13 protein-coding genes are annotated in these 15196 nt (G+C 42.8%); 8 read left to right on the top strand and 5 right to left on the bottom strand.

The window, feature by feature from the left end; translation table 11 throughout:
* Positions 1-31: 31 nt before the first annotated feature.
* The 4 genes from Q0110_RS13695 to Q0110_RS13680 all read right to left on the bottom strand — a co-directional run bounded on the left by Q0110_RS13695 (position 32) and on the right by Q0110_RS13680 (position 5433).
* Positions 32-1045, bottom strand: a complete 1014-nt coding sequence (locus Q0110_RS13695; RefSeq protein ID WP_297907421.1) for an AI-2E family transporter — start codon at positions 1043-1045, stop codon at positions 32-34.
* Between the two features lie 56 nt (positions 1046-1101).
* A complete protein-coding gene (gene nagA / locus Q0110_RS13690; RefSeq protein WP_297907419.1) occupies positions 1102-2274 on the bottom strand; it encodes an N-acetylglucosamine-6-phosphate deacetylase in 1173 nt (390 codons plus the stop codon).
* Between the two features lie 14 nt (positions 2275-2288).
* Entirely contained in the window at positions 2289-3671 is a 1383-nt protein-coding gene (locus tag Q0110_RS13685) for a S41 family peptidase (RefSeq protein WP_297907416.1), read from the bottom strand.
* Positions 3672-3747: 76 nt separating this feature from the next.
* A complete protein-coding gene (locus Q0110_RS13680; RefSeq protein WP_297907413.1) occupies positions 3748-5433 on the bottom strand; it encodes a Na/Pi cotransporter family protein in 1686 nt (561 codons plus the stop codon).
* Positions 5434-5516: 83 nt separating this feature from the next.
* Here Q0110_RS13680 and Q0110_RS13675 point away from each other — a divergent pair, with 83 nt between their 5' ends.
* From Q0110_RS13675 to Q0110_RS13665, 3 genes are read left to right on the top strand one after another with little or no spacing between them, the layout of a single operon-like run.
* A complete protein-coding gene (locus tag Q0110_RS13675) occupies positions 5517-7184 on the top strand; it encodes a nucleoside kinase (RefSeq protein WP_297907410.1) in 1668 nt (555 codons plus the stop codon).
* Between the two features lie 50 nt (positions 7185-7234).
* On the top strand, positions 7235-8968 hold the full coding sequence (locus Q0110_RS13670) for an ADP-ribosylglycohydrolase family protein (RefSeq protein ID WP_297907407.1): 1734 nt from the start codon (positions 7235-7237) through the stop codon (positions 8966-8968).
* Positions 8969-8986: 18 nt separating this feature from the next.
* Positions 8987-9535: an NADAR family protein gene (locus Q0110_RS13665; protein WP_297907403.1), complete on the top strand. Its 549-nt coding sequence runs from the start codon at positions 8987-8989 to the stop codon at positions 9533-9535.
* 107 nt (positions 9536-9642) lie between these two features.
* Here the strand turns inward: Q0110_RS13665 and Q0110_RS13660 are convergent, their stop codons facing one another.
* Complete coding sequence (locus Q0110_RS13660) at positions 9643-10185, bottom strand: RNA 2'-phosphotransferase (protein WP_297907400.1); 543 nt, start codon at positions 10183-10185, stop codon at positions 9643-9645.
* A gap of 437 nt (positions 10186-10622) precedes the next feature.
* On the opposite strand from Q0110_RS13660, the gene Q0110_RS13655 reads away from it, so the two are divergent.
* From Q0110_RS13655 to Q0110_RS13635, 5 genes are all read left to right on the top strand, one after another.
* On the top strand, positions 10623-11672 hold the full coding sequence (locus Q0110_RS13655) for a Fic family protein (RefSeq protein WP_297907397.1): 1050 nt from the start codon (positions 10623-10625) through the stop codon (positions 11670-11672).
* 160 nt (positions 11673-11832) lie between these two features.
* On the top strand, positions 11833-12600 hold the full coding sequence (locus tag Q0110_RS13650; protein ID WP_297907393.1) for a leucine-rich repeat domain-containing protein: 768 nt from the start codon (positions 11833-11835) through the stop codon (positions 12598-12600).
* A gap of 141 nt (positions 12601-12741) precedes the next feature.
* Entirely contained in the window at positions 12742-13824 is a 1083-nt protein-coding gene (locus Q0110_RS13645; RefSeq protein ID WP_297907390.1) for an ADP-ribosylglycohydrolase family protein, read from the top strand.
* Positions 13825-13908: 84 nt separating this feature from the next.
* Positions 13909-14277 carry a hypothetical protein gene (locus Q0110_RS13640; RefSeq protein ID WP_297907387.1) on the top strand — a complete coding sequence of 123 codons (369 nt, stop codon included), beginning with the start codon at positions 13909-13911 and terminating at the stop codon, positions 14275-14277.
* A gap of 9 nt (positions 14278-14286) precedes the next feature.
* Positions 14287-15114, top strand: coding sequence for a hypothetical protein (locus Q0110_RS13635; RefSeq protein WP_297907384.1), 828 nt, complete (start codon positions 14287-14289; stop codon positions 15112-15114).
* The last annotated feature ends 82 nt before the right edge of the window (positions 15115-15196 follow it).

Below are 15196 nucleotides of genomic sequence, written 5' to 3'. Positions count from 1 at the left end.
TTTTTGAAATATCCTGTCCGGTAAATCCTATTTATTTATCTAAATAACTCTTCTTGAAAATATCTACGCAAAGAAGGAATAAGGATAATAACAACGGTCCGAAGATAATCCCCATGAAACCAAACAAGGACAACCCGATTACGACACCGAAAACGGTGATCAACGGGTGTATATCTGCCAATTTCTTTTGTAGGATAAAACGAATCAAGTTATCTACGTTCGTGATGATAAGCAAGGCATAAATAGTCAGGCCTAAGGCATGTGCCCAATCACCGTTTAAAGCCATATAAGCAGCCAGAGGAACCCAAACCAAAGCAGTCCCTACGATGGGGATGATCGTGGCGATACAGGTGAGAAACCCAAATAACAAGGGATCGGGAGTCTGAAAGATAAAATAGCCGATTACCGCTACGATACCTTGTATAGCCGCCAAGAGAGGAATACCTATTGCGTTCGATTTTACGATCATATTGATCTCATTGAGCACCTCATCTTTGTTTCGGTCGCTAAATGGGAATAAAGTATATAGATAGGTTTCCATCTTCCTCCCACCGATCAGCATGAAATACAAGATAAATACCAATACGATGACGTTTACGGTGAAACTGCTTATGCTACCCACTAAGAATTGTCCGATTTGCGGAAGAATAGAGGCGGCCTTCAACAAGTTTTCTCTGTCCAACACGTCGAAACCGGTTTTTTCCTGAACTAAATCCGCGATATGTTGGCCTGTGTTTAGCAGTATGCCCGGATCTAGATTAATATTTTGTGTCTTGTTGATGACTAGCCAGACCGCTAGCGTGATCGGGATTAAGAAACATAAGATCGTCTCACCTAATAACAGCGAGGCGGCAAGAACCGGTCTCATATTTAACTTCTCGGTCAGGTGAAACATCTGTTTGCGCAGTAATATATAGATGGTGAATGCCCCAAGTATACCCCCAAGAAACGGGATAATCTTAAAAAATAAAATTATCCCGAGTCCTAATATAATAGTGATCAGTGAATATCTCCAATAATGTTCTTTAACGCTTTCCATATACATTCATGCCCTTATTTACCTAAAAACAGGATACAGGAAGCCAAAGTTTATCGTATTTCTTATTCTTTTAGAAGTCGTTTACCTTCTACGAAAGTCTCTTGGATCTTCATATCGTTATTAAATAAGATGATATCTGCGTCTTTCCCTTTTTCTAGCGTACCTTTATGGTCTAAGATGCCCATCAAGCGAGCCGGGCTTTCGGAGGCCATACGAATAGCGTCGTGTAATGGTATTTCCGCTTTCTCAACCATCGTACGGATCAAGTGAATTCCGGTCGCTATACTTCCCGCGATGGCCGATCGATCAATCAGTTTGCATACGCCATCCTCAATGATTACCCGCGAGTCCGAAAAATGTCCCGTGCCGTTATCGCAGGCGGCAGCCATTGCGTCCGTGATCAGGGAGGTACGTTCTACTCCTTTGATTTGGTATACCAACTTTAAGATTGCCGGCGGTACATGAATGCCATCGGCCACGACCTCCACGGTCATATCTTTCATGAGATAAATGCCTTCTACCGTCCCTTCATGTTTGTATTCACGATCTTTATGGACGGAAGTCATGGCATTATAGAAGTGGGTGGCATGGGTAAATCCGGCCTCGTACGCTTTTTTCACCTGAAGGTAATCGGCCGTAGTGTGAGCTAGGGATACTAATACGCCGCGAGTTGACGCATACCTGCCGAATTCCAGTGCGCCGTCAAGTTCTGGTGCGGCGCTCCAGCGTTTGATACACTGGGTACTATTGAGTAATTCCTTATATTCTTGTGGATCGGGGGGATAGATGTAATTGGGATCTTGCCCGCCTTTCATGGCCATGTTCAAATAATTCCCCTCAAGATGCAATCCCATGACGCGGGCCCCATGTTCGGGATGGTTCATGATGTGCTCGCAGGTCTTGATCGCTTCCCGGAAGGTTTCGATAGGAGCGGCGGCTAATGTAGGATATAAAGTTGTTGTCCCCTGTAAGGCATGCGCTCTTGTGATTGCGTAGAACGCTTTAGGGGTAGCTTCCGTGAAATCGTGCCCGTTACCACCGTGAACATGCGTGTCGATACAGCCGGGGGCTACGTAATTTCCTTTAGCGTTGATGATTTCCGCATGGGAGATTTCCCGGTTCCGCTCGGTGATCTCCATGATCTTTCCATTCGAGATGATGATCTGGCCGTTTGTCAGGAGTCCCGATGGAGTTAATATCTTCCCGTTTATGATCTTGAGAAATGAACTTTCCATTTATATCTTATTTTTTAATTACCCGGAATCTGTAATAAGTTATCCTTATAGGAAAATGGGGGATTATATTGGATTTCCAGGTTCTCTGTCGGGGTAGCGGATCGCAAGAACGTTGGCAGTCCGATTATCTCATATACAGCTTGCCCTAGTAAAGGATCATTCAAGTCTCCGAATTCCACCAGGTCGCTCTTAAACTCATTAACCGCTACATCTGGATGGATTCCGTTTTCGTAATCAGCTTCCCGGTCCTTATTGTAAATATGGAAGGTGACGGGAGAAAGTATCCATCCGTATTTTTGGGATTCGTTATAGATCGTCATGCCAACCGTTTTTCCAAAAGTCTGCTGGCCGATAACACGGACATTTAGATAGGGACGTAACGAATTGATGATAAGCTCGGAGGCGGAAGCCGTAGTCGAGCCTGTCAGAACGAACAATCGTTGTAGGTTTAAGTTGCCTGCCATGACCTCTGTTGTCTTGAGTAAGGGCAGGGTCTCGTTTTTACCGGAGTTTTTATCGTTATACTCCATGATACATAGGGGTTCTCCCAAAACGTCTTCTCGAGCTAACAACGAGGCTAATAACTGGGCGCAATTGATCAGCCCGCCGCCATTATAGCGTAAATCGAGTACGAACTCATTGACGTTCCTGCTTTTGAATTTCTCGAAGAGCTGTTGTAAATAGAGGTTATAACTCGTATCGTCATAATTATACTCGTCCGGTCCGGAGGCGAAATGGTTGTACATTAAATAACCGATCCGGTGGTTACCATACGTATATACGGAATCTTTGAGGAACGGGGTATCTTCTACCGCACGAGATGCGTTCAAGGTAACCTTCCGGGTCGGGGCCAACTCTTGGCCATTCGCTTGGACTTCTCCTAGCTGAAGGGATATACTTCCCCCGTTTCTTAATATATCATAGTCTTGGATAGTACCCCAGGAACCGTTTACCCCGAGTATCCAGTCTCCTCGTTTCAAGCCGGCTTCTTCGGCGGGCGAATCCTTTAATACATAAAGGACAAGGGCTATTTTGTACGTATTGTTTCCGTCCTTTAGGTTGGAAGTGGCGAAATCAAATCCGTATGAGTCATTTGCGTCATAAATGCTTTTTGTCGCGGCCGCTTTCTCCAGTTGGGAAAAGTAATGATGGCCTTCGGAGATATCCTTTCCATCTTTGTCCGATAATAGTCTCTTGAAGAAAGTCTCCGGATCAAGGCTGAAATCCAAGGAACCTTTATCCGGAAGCTCGGAATACCAAAGATAGTTCTCTCGCATCGTTTGCTCAATCCATTGATTTACATCATTGTCGGTTGCCGGGACATCAATATTGTCTTTCTCGCAAGCGGAGAATGCTAACAGACAGAGAGTAACGATCGTATAATATTTACAGCTCATAGTGGATATATATTAAAAACAGCCCTTTTCTCAATAACGGAAAAGGGCTGTTGATATTGTCGTCAACAAATATACGTTATATTTTCTTCTCGATAACCGCTTGAACAACATTTAATACATAATCGCCCAGCTTTTCACTTTCACTAACCATATCCATATAATAAACGCCATCCTGGTATTGGTATAGCTTATTGTTGATATCCTCGATATTCCGGCTCTTTAACTGGTTACGATAGTTGTTGATCTCGTTCTCTATGTTGTAGGAAGGATTGACATCGTCATGTATGAGTTCTACCTTATGAAGGACCACGTTCATACGGCTCAATGCCTCGCCTACCAATCCGAACATATGGTCCAGATGTTTGTTTTGGTCTGGCGTGAACTCAGACTTAAACTCATTCCTGCGTTTGATACTGCGGGCCAGGTTATTACATGAGTCCGCTATGCTCTCTATCTCGGATACGGCACGTAGCATGACACGTATCTCCTCCTTACTCTCGGAACTCAAACGTCCTTCCGATACTTGGGTCAGGTAGTTGGCTATCTCGATCTCCATACGGTCGCTGATGTTCTCATATTTCTCGATGCGGCTGTATGTTTTCAGGAAGGCTTCCTCATTTTTCTCGTAGAACAGGTCTTTTACCATCCCGAACATACGGCTTGTGCGCTCGGCGAATAACGAGATCTCTTTATGGGCTTGTAGAATGGAAAGCTCCGCTGTCGATAACATACCGCCGGTGATGTATTGCAAACGGTATTCCTCGTCCTCGACCTTGGGCTTGATCAGCGTACATACTGTTTTCTCGATCAAGTTCACGAACCAAATCATGATACAGGTGTTACTGATATTAAATGCGGTATGGAATGCGGCTAGTTTGAATGATACGGCAACAGCCGGATCGCTGACTTTCATGATATTTGTCACGAACCAAGAAACACCTCCGGTAAACGGATAAAAGAGAATCAATACCCAGATGACACCGAATATGTTGAACGTGAGGTGCGCCAGCGCGGCTCTTCGTGCTTGTGTGTTACCGGTCAAAGCCGCTAGGTTTGCCGTGATTGTCGTGCCGATATTCTCTCCCAATACGAGAGCTACGCCGAGGTGGTAATCAATCCAGCCGTTGGCGCACATGATTAACGTAATGGCCATTGTCGCGGCGGAGGCTTGGACAATCATGGTGAGGATGGCTCCGATAAACAAGAACAGGAGGATGGAGAAGAATCCCATATCCGTGTAATTCTGCACGAAGGCCAGCATATCCGGGTTTGCGCTTAGATCCGGGGCGTTCGCTTGTAGGTTTTGTAATCCCATGAAAAGGAACGCGAAACCGAAAACGAACTCTCCTACCGATTTCCTGGAGCTTTTATTGGAGAAGAAAAGAGGTAGGGCAAAAGCTAGCAACGGGAGAGTGAACGCGGCTATGTCGACCTTAAAGCCGAGAGCCGATATGATCCATGCCGTGACCGTGGTTCCGATATTAGCGCCCATGATGACCCCGATGGATTGAGTCAGTGTCAAAAGGCCGGCATTCACAAAGCTAACGACCATCACGGTAGTAGCCGATGAGGATTGGATGAGTGCCGTGATTAACATACCGGTGAGCACACCGGTTACTCTGTTTGTGGTCATTGCGGTGAGTATCCGACGTAAACTGTCGCCCGCAAACTTCTGTAATCCTTCACTCATGATCTTCATTCCGTACAGGAACAGCGCCAAGGAGCCGATCAGCCGGAGAAAATCAAAAAAAGAATAGTCCATTTAAATTACGTTTAAGTGGATTGTTTATCCGATTAATATTCCTAACTTTAGGGAACAAATTTACAAATAATAACTGAAATAGTATGTCTGAGACAATAACAATTTACTGTAAAAATAATAATACCTACAAGGATGTACCTATCGGCTCTTCCTTGTTGGACATTTATACGGCGGTTGGCGCTCCGCTTCGGTACAGGCCGATGAACGCGCAAGTGAATAATAAGACGGAGAACTTGAACTTCCGTTGTTGGCAACCGAAGGATATCGAATTTATCGACTATACCCAATTATCCGGATTGAGAACCTATGTCCGTTCGCTTTGCCATATCTTTTCCAAGGCGGTATATGATATATGGCCGGAGGCTATCTTGAATCTGGAACATCCGGTATCCAAGGGTTATTATTGCGTGATCCATAATGGCAAGAACATCGACTTGGAGACGATCGGGAAGATCAAGAAACGTATGTGGGAGTTGATCGACGCGGATCTCCCGTTTCTCCATAAGAGCGTTCGCACGGTGGATGCCGCCGTATTGTTTCGTGAACGGGGTATGAATGATAAGGCACGGCTGATCGAGACGGCGGGGTTACCTTATACCTCTTATTATGAGTTGGATGGATATATCAACTTTTTCTATGGCTGTCTGACCCCCTCTACCGGCTACATACGGTTGTTTGACTTGGAACCTTATATGGATGGAGTCTTGCTGCGGATTCCGAAGCAGACAGACCCGTCGGAATTGCAGCCTGTTATCAATCAGGATAAGATGTTTGAGGCTTATAAGGAGCATCTTATCTTACAGCGTACCGTCGGTCTGGATAATGTGGGCGACTTGAATTTGGCCATAGAGAAGGGCTTGTCGCAAGATATCATCCTGGTCTCGGAGGCCATGCAGGAAAAGCAGGTTGCCAAGATCGCCGAGAAGATCGCCGATGGATATAAGGGGGGGATCCGTATCGTATTGATCTCTGGTCCTTCTTCATCGGGAAAGACTACGTTCTGTAAACGTTTGCAAGTACAATTGACGACTAATTTGCTTCATCCGGTAGGTATTTCTTTGGATGATTATTTCTTGAACCGGGAAGATACGCCGAAGGATGAGCATGGCGAGTATGATTTCGAGTCTTTGTATGCGCTGGATTTGCCTTACTTTAATAAAGATTTGAAAAAGTTGTTATCCGGGGAAGAGATTGATTTGCCTAGTTTCAATTTTGAGACCGGCCGAAGGATTTTCAAGGGAAAGAAATTAAAACTTCGAGAGAACTCGATTTTGGTGATAGAGGGTATACATGCCTTGAACCCGGAACTGACGGAGTTTATCGATGATAAATATAAATACCGGGTGTATGTCTCGGTCTTGACCTCTATCTCCTTGGATAACCACAACTGGATACCGACAACGGACAATCGTTTGCTGCGCCGTATTATCCGGGATTACCGTTTTAGAGGATATTCTGCGGAAGAAACGATCAACCGTTGGCCTAGCGTGCGTTGCGGTGAGGATAAATGGATTTTCCCGTACCAAGAGAACGCGGATGCCATGTTTAATAGCGCCATGTTGTATGAGCTGGCAGCCTTGCGGAAATATGTGGAGCCTATCTTGGCGCAGGTTCCGGAGAGCAGTAAAGCGAACGCGGAAGCGTATCGTCTGCTCCGTTTCCTCCGTTACTTCAATTACATCCCCACAGAGAAACTTCCCGGAACCTCCTTGCTACGCGAGTTCTTGGGGGGGGGAAGCTTCAAATATTAGGTGGAATCAGGTTTGCATTTCTTTCATGGCATGAAATATTTAATACCAATATGAGAGACAAGATTAGGGGAAGCTTAATCGGTGGAGCGGTTGGTGATGCTTTGGGATTTGCGGTGGAATTTGCGAACTGGGATGCTATCCAAGCTCATTTTGGCCAGTCAGGTATTCTTCGTTATCAATTAAATGATAAACGTTTGGCAGAAATATCCGATGATACGCAAATGACTTTATTCACGGCAAATGGCCTTTTGGTGGGTATTACGCAAGAGGCAGTTCGAGGAATGAAAGTTCCTTTGCTAAGGCGTATAGCTACCGCTTATGTGGAATGGCTACAAACGCAGGACGGGGAAATCGACCCGAGTAAAGATCATACCTGTTGGATTCGTGACGTAGAGGAACTAAATGTTCGAAGAGCACCGGGTTCGACTTGTTTGGATGCTATTTATCGCTTGGCGAACAAAGCGGAAGTTATAAATAACAGTAAAGGCTGCGGTGGCGTGATGCGAGTGGCTCCTATAGGATTGTTTGCCGCTTCACGAAAATGGCACGGGAATTGGAAGGGTACGCTTCGTGAGATGATCCGGTTAGGCGGGGATACGGCTTGGCTTACTCACAAGCATCCTTTGGGGTATTTACCTGCGGCATTCCTTACGTATTTATTATACGGTCTTCTTTTGTCTGAAGAGGTTACGTTTGAACGGTTTGTCCAACTTATCAATGAAGGTGTCGGACTATTATACGCGGAATACGAGGACGATTCTTCGGATATCTCCGATTTAAGACAATTACTTCAAATGGCGGTACGTTTGGCTCAAGGCGATCTGCCGGATGCGGAAGCGATCGCTCGTATTGGAGAAGGATGGGTAGCGGAAGAGACTTTAGCGATAGCGATCTATTGTTCTTTAAGACATTTAACTGATTTTGAGGGAGCGATTGTCGCTTCGGTCAATCATTCGGGAGATTCTGATTCTACGGGTGCGGTAACGGGTAATATCATGGGAGCCATTGTCGGTTATGAGGCGATTCCTTTCTATTATAAAGAACAACTGGAGATAAGAGAGTTAATCGTGTCTGTAGCTGATGACCTATACACTGGGTATGCTCCAGAAGATCCGTTAGGAAAACAGCGATGGTGCCAACGTTATTTGGAAGCGGAGCCTTGTGGGATAGAGAATCTACGGCTTACTCAAAATGCGTTCCGATATGAGGTTGAGAAAGATATTCGGGTAAAGGATCGAATGCCTGTTTATACGCTTTATTGGACAAAAAGCAGGTGTTCGCTGGGTGAGAAATTGGAATATCTGTTTTTTAACTCTACTCCTTCTTTCGAAATGAACCTTGTGGAAGACTGTTTGAGTTGGATATGGCCTTGTTCATTTGTGGTGAACAAAATTGAGTATAGCAACGTAAAACAATATGTGACGGCAGAGAAAGCACGTCTGTTCGGTGATGAGACAATTCGCCGTTTAATCCTGCGAGAGACAGACCCTGCCAAGCTAGAGGAGCTGGACCGTTCTATCAAGCATGTGGATGAGCTTGGGTGGGAACAATTCCAGTACATCATAGCTTTGAATGGGAATTATTGCAAATTTTCCCAAAATAAATTACTGGCAGAGTTCCTGCGGTCAACAGGAAACGCAGTCTTGGTAGATACCAGCCTGCATGATCTATGGGGAATCGGTATGGATGCGTCTGATCCGGACGCTAAGGATCCTTTTTATTGGCAAGGTAAAAATGTGTCAGGTTTTGCTTTGATGCAAGTTCGTGATTTGTTGAAAACATAATCTTTAATTTAGTAGATAATGAGATATAATATAAATGAATTATTACATGAAAAGAAGGTTTGGCAAAGATCCGACTTTGTTTTTTTCTGGGGGCATTCCGATCGGGCGAAAGGGCAGGCTAAGGCCTGTTTAAGCCAATGGTATCCATGCTCCTTTATTGTAGATGAACAATATTATAATTGTATGGAGCAGTATATGATGGCAGAAAAGGCTCGTGTGTTTGGTGACGAGGAAGTTTACGATATGATTCTACGTGAGTATAACCCCATGAATTTGAAAAAAATGGGGCGTAAGGTAAAGAATTATAATGATGATATTTGGAAAAGTAAGAGATATGATATCGTAGTAAAAGGAAACATGGCTAAGTTCTCTCAGAATACTAAGATGAACTTGTTCCTAGAGGAAACAGTGAACAAAGTTATTGCTGAAGCAAGTCCTAAAGACATGGTCTGGGGAATTGGGCTTGAAGAAATGCATGAGGATGCTATAAAACCGGGAAAATGGCCTGGTGAGAATCTACTAGGTTTTGCCTTGATGGAGGTTCGTGATACGTTGAGATCAAAGTAAGCTGGTTAAGTTAACTTCGTAGACCAACTAAGTTAACTTAACCAGCTAATGAAGCAGGCTTCTTAAATAGAGCTTCTGGCATATTCTCTTTATTGTGATTAGGGAAATTACAATGTTAATAATTTAAGGAATTTAGGGGGTACATGATCGGTAAGCCACACTCCATTTTCAGATAGATAAAATGAAAAGCCATTCTCTTTCATTGTTTTAGTATCAACTTCAAAAACAATTGGTGTTCCATGTCGTTGCCCAACAGAAATAGCTGTAAGGATATCTTTGGATAGATGTACATGAAGCCTATTTTGTCTGGTCAGACCTTCGGATAATATGGATGATTGATACTTAGTGGCTGACCCATGGAAAAGCACATCGGGAGGTGTTGCGACTTTCAATTCTACGTCAACTTCGATTGAATGACCTTGATTCGCACGGATCTTATTCTTGTCTTTGTTAAATGAGAAACGATGCTTGTTATTGGTTTCAACGACTTTTTCAAGCGTGTCGAGGTCGAAACCGGGAAATTTCCTTGAGACAGATATTACAAGAGCGTCGGTATCACACCACCCATTATGATCAAGTGTCAAACCACCAACGTCAGGCTTATGACGCAGTAGAAGTGATATATATTTACTAATACGATTGACATCCATAGATTTGAGTGTTTTATGTTAAAGCTTATCTAGGCTTTCAGGTTTGAGATAAAACGTATTGTGGCAAGTTTTCAAAAAAAATTTACATTCGCAAGAGATTATTGAAAAACTATTAGCAACGTGATTGGTTTCATCGTTTCTTTATGCTACTATTTTTTCTTTCCTCGTATTCCCTGAATAAGAAGAATCTCACAATAAGAAGGTAATCTATTTATTTTTAATATATTGATTATCAATGTCTTGAAAATGTCATGATGTTTATGTTGAAACACGTACATGTTTTTGTGAAAAGTCGTACGTGTTTTTTGAAATTCATGTACATGTTTTTCTGAAAATACTTATCTGCATCATTAAACAAACAAATGATGCAGATTCGTTTTTTTATGATGCAAATAATCCGTGAAAAGGGATTACCTTTGTATTAAAATTAATTGTATATGCACATATTTGATTATCAAAAAATACCCTGTAATCTGCTGACACCAGAAATTGTTAATATGCTTTCCGCGCTCCATGAATTCAAGGGGAAACAAGAGTTGTATATTGAAACCAAACCGGATGTACTGACCGCATTGTTGGATATCGCTAAGATTCAAAGTACGAAAGCATCTAATAAGATTGAAGGCATATATACTTCTGATGAGCGTTTGGAAGCATTGGTTATGGAAAAGGCAGAACCCCGTAACCGTTCGGAGGAAGAGATTGTCGGATATAGAGAAGTCTTGACAACAGTGCATGAAAGTTATGAATATATTCCAGTGCGTCCTAATAATATCTTACAACTGCATCGGGATTTGTACAGTTTCAGCAAAAGCGATTTGGGCGGTAAATTCAAGAATATAGACAATGTCATTGCGGAATCGGGAAAGGACGGAAAGCAATGGGTACGTTTTATCCCTGTTCCGGCATTTCAGACACCTGAAGCAATGGAGCAGTTGTGTTCACAGTTTGATAATGCGATAGATGAAGGACGATATGACCCGTTGATTCTTATCCCGATGTTTATCCTGGATTTCTTGTGTATACACCCATTCAATGATGGTAACGGACGAATGAGCCGTCTGCTGACATTATTATTGCTGTATCGTAGCGGTTATATTGTCGGGAAATATATCAGTATGGAAATGCTTATAGAGAAAAGTAAAGAGACCTATTACGAAGTTTTACAAGACAGTTCATATTCTTGGCATGAGGGAACCAATGATTATATCCCATTTGTTAAATATTATCTGGGGATTATGTTGAAAGGTTATAAGGAATTTCAAGATAGGGTAGAACATCTCAATTATCGTAAATTATCCAAAGCAGACAGGGTAAAAGCCGTATTTGACAAGAAATTGGGAATAATCAAGAAATCGGATATTGTGGTATTCTGTCCGGACATTAGCGAAACTACCATAGAACGTACCCTGAAAGAGTTGCTGGAAAATGGTTATATCGAAAAAGTCGGTAAGGCTAGGGCTACGGGATATGTCCGGAAAGAGTAATTCTCGATTTTGGGCGTTGCTTATGTTCATCTATTCCTTGAAGCAATTACGTGAAATTTATAGATTCGAATGGTTACTATTGTTATGATATGTTAAAAAGATGTATTTTTATGTACGAATATAGAAAAAAGGTCTCTATATTAATAAAACATAAGAAGACATGGCATGGAAATATGAAGAAGCAAGTCATACCTTGCATATTTTCGATACAGAAGTGATCACAAATCGTGAGAGTGTCGGATACCTTGAGAGCCTATTTGATGATGATAATCAGCAGCCGAAAAATCGGGAGGAGCTGATAAAGTTGGTTCTGCATTCCGGTATCCAGGAGATTGCGCCTTGTGTATTTGCGGAATGTGATAAGCTCCGTTCTGTCTTGTTACCTGGGAGTATAGAGAGGGTTGGAGAGGATGCTTTTAATGGTTGCATAAACTTGGAGGAGATCTCTCTGCCTGATTCTCTTACTCGAGTTGAGTCTGGTACATTTAGTGGTTGTTGGAATCTTCAACAGATACATATACCGAAGTCCATTCGGATAATTGCTTCAAATGCTTTTGCGGAATGTTACTCCTTGAAACGTGTATCTGGTTGTGAAGGGCTGGAGGTAATTGAAGCGGGAGCTTTTTACGATTGTGATAGCTTAAAAGATATTCAGCTACCGTCTACTCTTCGACGAATCGCATCCTATGCTTTCGGACGATGTGAGTCGTTGAGAGCGATTGTCTTACCGGAAGGTATCCAAGAGATTGAATCGGATGCTTTTGCGGATATAGAACATTCGCTGACGGTTTACGTGAGAAGTGAGAAGGCCTTTCATATAGGTGAGAATGCTTTTCCTGAACAGGTTTCTCTTGTCGTTCTTGATAGGGAAACCTTTCAAAAGGCTTGGCCTTCGTATGCCGATAGAATAAAACAAGGAAAGAGTTAAGCCGGTTTGTATATATATATTAAAAAACGGAGTAAACGTTATGGTCTATTATGAAGTCTGGAGGTATGATACTTTTGCTAGATAAAGGTATTTTTGGAGGGAAAGACAGGAGGAGCATGATTGGATATAATATAAAATTGTATGAAAGACGAAAGGATTAAAGATAGGATACGTGGTTCACTGATTGGTGGTGCCATTGGTGACGCATTAGGGTATCCGGTAGAATTCATAAGCTCATTCTCTGGAATACAAAGGAGATATGGAATGAGAGGCATCACTCGCTTAGACACCGAACAATGGTGGCTGGAGGACCCGTATGCCATTGGCAAGGCAGTCATATCGGATGATACGCAAATGACACTTTTTACGGCATGTGGGCTTTTGAACGCAAAAAAAGATGGAGAGGAATTTTTGGATGGTATACGTGAGGCGTATATCGAGTGGTATTTCACACAGGTTGATAAAGGAGAGAAGGATTTTCAGCGATGCTGGATTCGTGATCTGCCGGAATTGAATGCCCGAAGAGCACCGGGACATACTTGTATTATGGCTATTACGGATATATTATCGGGTAAGGAATCAAATAATGACAGTAAAGGCTGTGGAGGGGTAATGCGTATCGCGCCCATCCCGCTACTTGCCGTGACGGATGGTAGCACGATTGGGATAGAGACTGTTTATCGTCTGACAGAACATGCGGCAGGACTGACTCATCAGCATCCGTTGGGCTATATTCCGGCTGTTTTGGTGGCTCATCTTATATATCGATTGGCAAAAGACGAACATCCGGATAAAGAAACCTATAAGGAATATATTCGTGAAGGGCTTGCCTTGATATCCGGGAGGTATTCGGATCATGCTGATGAGGTAGCTTATTTCGTCCGGCTTATCAAGAAAGCTATTTTGTGGTCTGATATATCGACTGATGATGTGATTACTATTGAGCAAGAGTTGGGAGCGGGCTGGGTAGCGGAAGAGACGGTCGCTATAGCTGTCTATTGTACGCTGGCTTATTTCAATAACTTTGAACGGGCCGTTATCGCTGCCGTGAATCATGCTGGAGACAGTGACTCCACGGGGGCGGTTACGGGAAATATTCTGGGAGCTGCGTTGGGGTATAATGCCATTCCGCAATTCTATAAGGATGATTTGGAATTACATGACGTGATCCTGCATATCGCTGATGACCTTTGTCGAGGAGAAACTACAGATTTTATTCATTAGAAATGGCAGGATAGACAGTAAAGACATTGATTCTGAGAAAAAGATGAAGCAATAATATTCTACAAACATTTAAATTTAATTATTATGAAAGTAATGCGCTTGTTTTTTGTGTTGTTAGTCTTTTTAATGACTAGTTGTAATGGAGATGAGGACGTGATAATGGATAATCCGACATTTACGGTTTCTTCTGAAACAATTCGTAACGGTGATAAGATAACCTTGAGGTTGGAGCCGGGTGAACAAACGAATGTGGAGCTTGACATTGTTTTCTCTTGGGAAGGCAAAGAAATCGGACATATAGATCATTATCCGTATCAAGTGGAATATGTGGTTGATGGTATAGAGCCCGGTTTTCATATTATAACTTGTACTGCGTCTTATACGAAGAAAGGTGGAGGGATTCAGTCTTCTGGATCGATTATGAAAAGTGTATTAGTTCAAGTCGTAGAATAAGGTAACCATATGGTAGAAAGGAGTAGAATGATGCATAAGACAAGAAAGATCATTGGAATTGTTTGTTTTTTCGCTTTTGCGGTAAATACAATGGCGCAAGGTAACTGGGAGGATAGTGTAAAGATTTATATAGAGAAAGCCCGTTGGGGGGAGGTACTTGCGTATGAGAAACTTGCTGGTTATTATCATGATGGGTTGGGTGTGGAGCATAATTTCGTGAATATGTTAATGATGTATTTTCTAGCGAATGAAAAAGGTGGGCTTTCCATGGAGGAATACATGCATCGTTACGAGGAGGATGATCCCGACCGGTTATTGTTCGACGCCATGAACGATCTTGACCATAAAAGGAAGGAGGATGCTCTTCAGAAACAAGAGAAGTTGAGGGCGATGAACCTGCCTAGCCATATTACTTTGCAGGCTGTCTTGGTGGCGAACCAAGATCGGGAAAAGTATAGGCAGTTGTTACGGGAAGCCTCGGAGAAAGGTTGTATGTTGGGACAGTTGCTATATGCCATGTCTGTTGAGAAACGAAAAGACAAAGAGAAATATGAGAAGATAATTAAAGATATTATGGAGGATATTCCTATGGCGTATAATCTGTTGGGTAAGTTCTATTGGGATCAGGCTGAAGAAACAGATGATAAAGCTTTGATGGAATCAGCGAAAGAATGTTTCGAGAAGGCTGACGAACAGGCTTGTCTGACAAAGCGAAACGCAAGACGGTTACTCCATTATTATGATAACAGACAAGGAAAGGGAGAAACGGAATGTGATCCCGTAAAGTTAAAGCGCTTACGAATCGTGGCTTGTATGGATGTGGAAGCCGGGTACTGATTTAGATCATGTTAAAACGGCAGCTACGGATTTTTCTCTGCTCAAGGTTCGATCTGGCAAGGCAAGGTGAACCAAAAGCAAG

The organism is uncultured Parabacteroides sp. (assembly GCF_947855115.1).
GTDB lineage: Bacteria > Bacteroidota > Bacteroidia > Bacteroidales > Tannerellaceae > Parabacteroides.
This window is presented reverse-complemented; position numbering and strand designations above follow the sequence as displayed.

Bases quoted from the DNA above. Each gene is read 5' to 3' on its own strand.
- Q0110_RS13695 (WP_297907421.1), bottom strand. From the start codon at position 1,045: ATGTATATGGAAAGCGTTAAAGAACATTATTGGAGATATTCACTGATC.
- Q0110_RS13635 (WP_297907384.1), top strand. From the start codon at position 14,287: ATGGTAGAAAGGAGTAGAATGATGCATAAGACAAGAAAGATCATTGGA.
- nagA (WP_297907419.1), bottom strand. From the start codon at position 2,274: ATGGAAAGTTCATTTCTCAAGATCATAAACGGGAAGATATTAACTCCA.
- Q0110_RS13640 (WP_297907387.1), top strand. From the start codon at position 13,909: ATGAAAGTAATGCGCTTGTTTTTTGTGTTGTTAGTCTTTTTAATGACT.
- Q0110_RS13650 (WP_297907393.1), top strand. From the start codon at position 11,833: ATGGCATGGAAATATGAAGAAGCAAGTCATACCTTGCATATTTTCGAT.
- Q0110_RS13665 (WP_297907403.1), top strand. From the start codon at position 8,987: ATGAGATATAATATAAATGAATTATTACATGAAAAGAAGGTTTGGCAA.
- Q0110_RS13685 (WP_297907416.1), bottom strand. From the start codon at position 3,671: ATGAGCTGTAAATATTATACGATCGTTACTCTCTGTCTGTTAGCATTC.
- Q0110_RS13645 (WP_297907390.1), top strand. From the start codon at position 12,742: ATGAAAGACGAAAGGATTAAAGATAGGATACGTGGTTCACTGATTGGT.
- Q0110_RS13680 (WP_297907413.1), bottom strand. From the start codon at position 5,433: ATGGACTATTCTTTTTTTGATTTTCTCCGGCTGATCGGCTCCTTGGCG.
- Q0110_RS13670 (WP_297907407.1), top strand. From the start codon at position 7,235: ATGAGAGACAAGATTAGGGGAAGCTTAATCGGTGGAGCGGTTGGTGAT.
- Q0110_RS13655 (WP_297907397.1), top strand. From the start codon at position 10,623: ATGCACATATTTGATTATCAAAAAATACCCTGTAATCTGCTGACACCA.
- Q0110_RS13660 (WP_297907400.1), bottom strand. From the start codon at position 10,185: ATGGATGTCAATCGTATTAGTAAATATATATCACTTCTACTGCGTCAT.
- Q0110_RS13675 (WP_297907410.1), top strand. From the start codon at position 5,517: ATGTCTGAGACAATAACAATTTACTGTAAAAATAATAATACCTACAAG.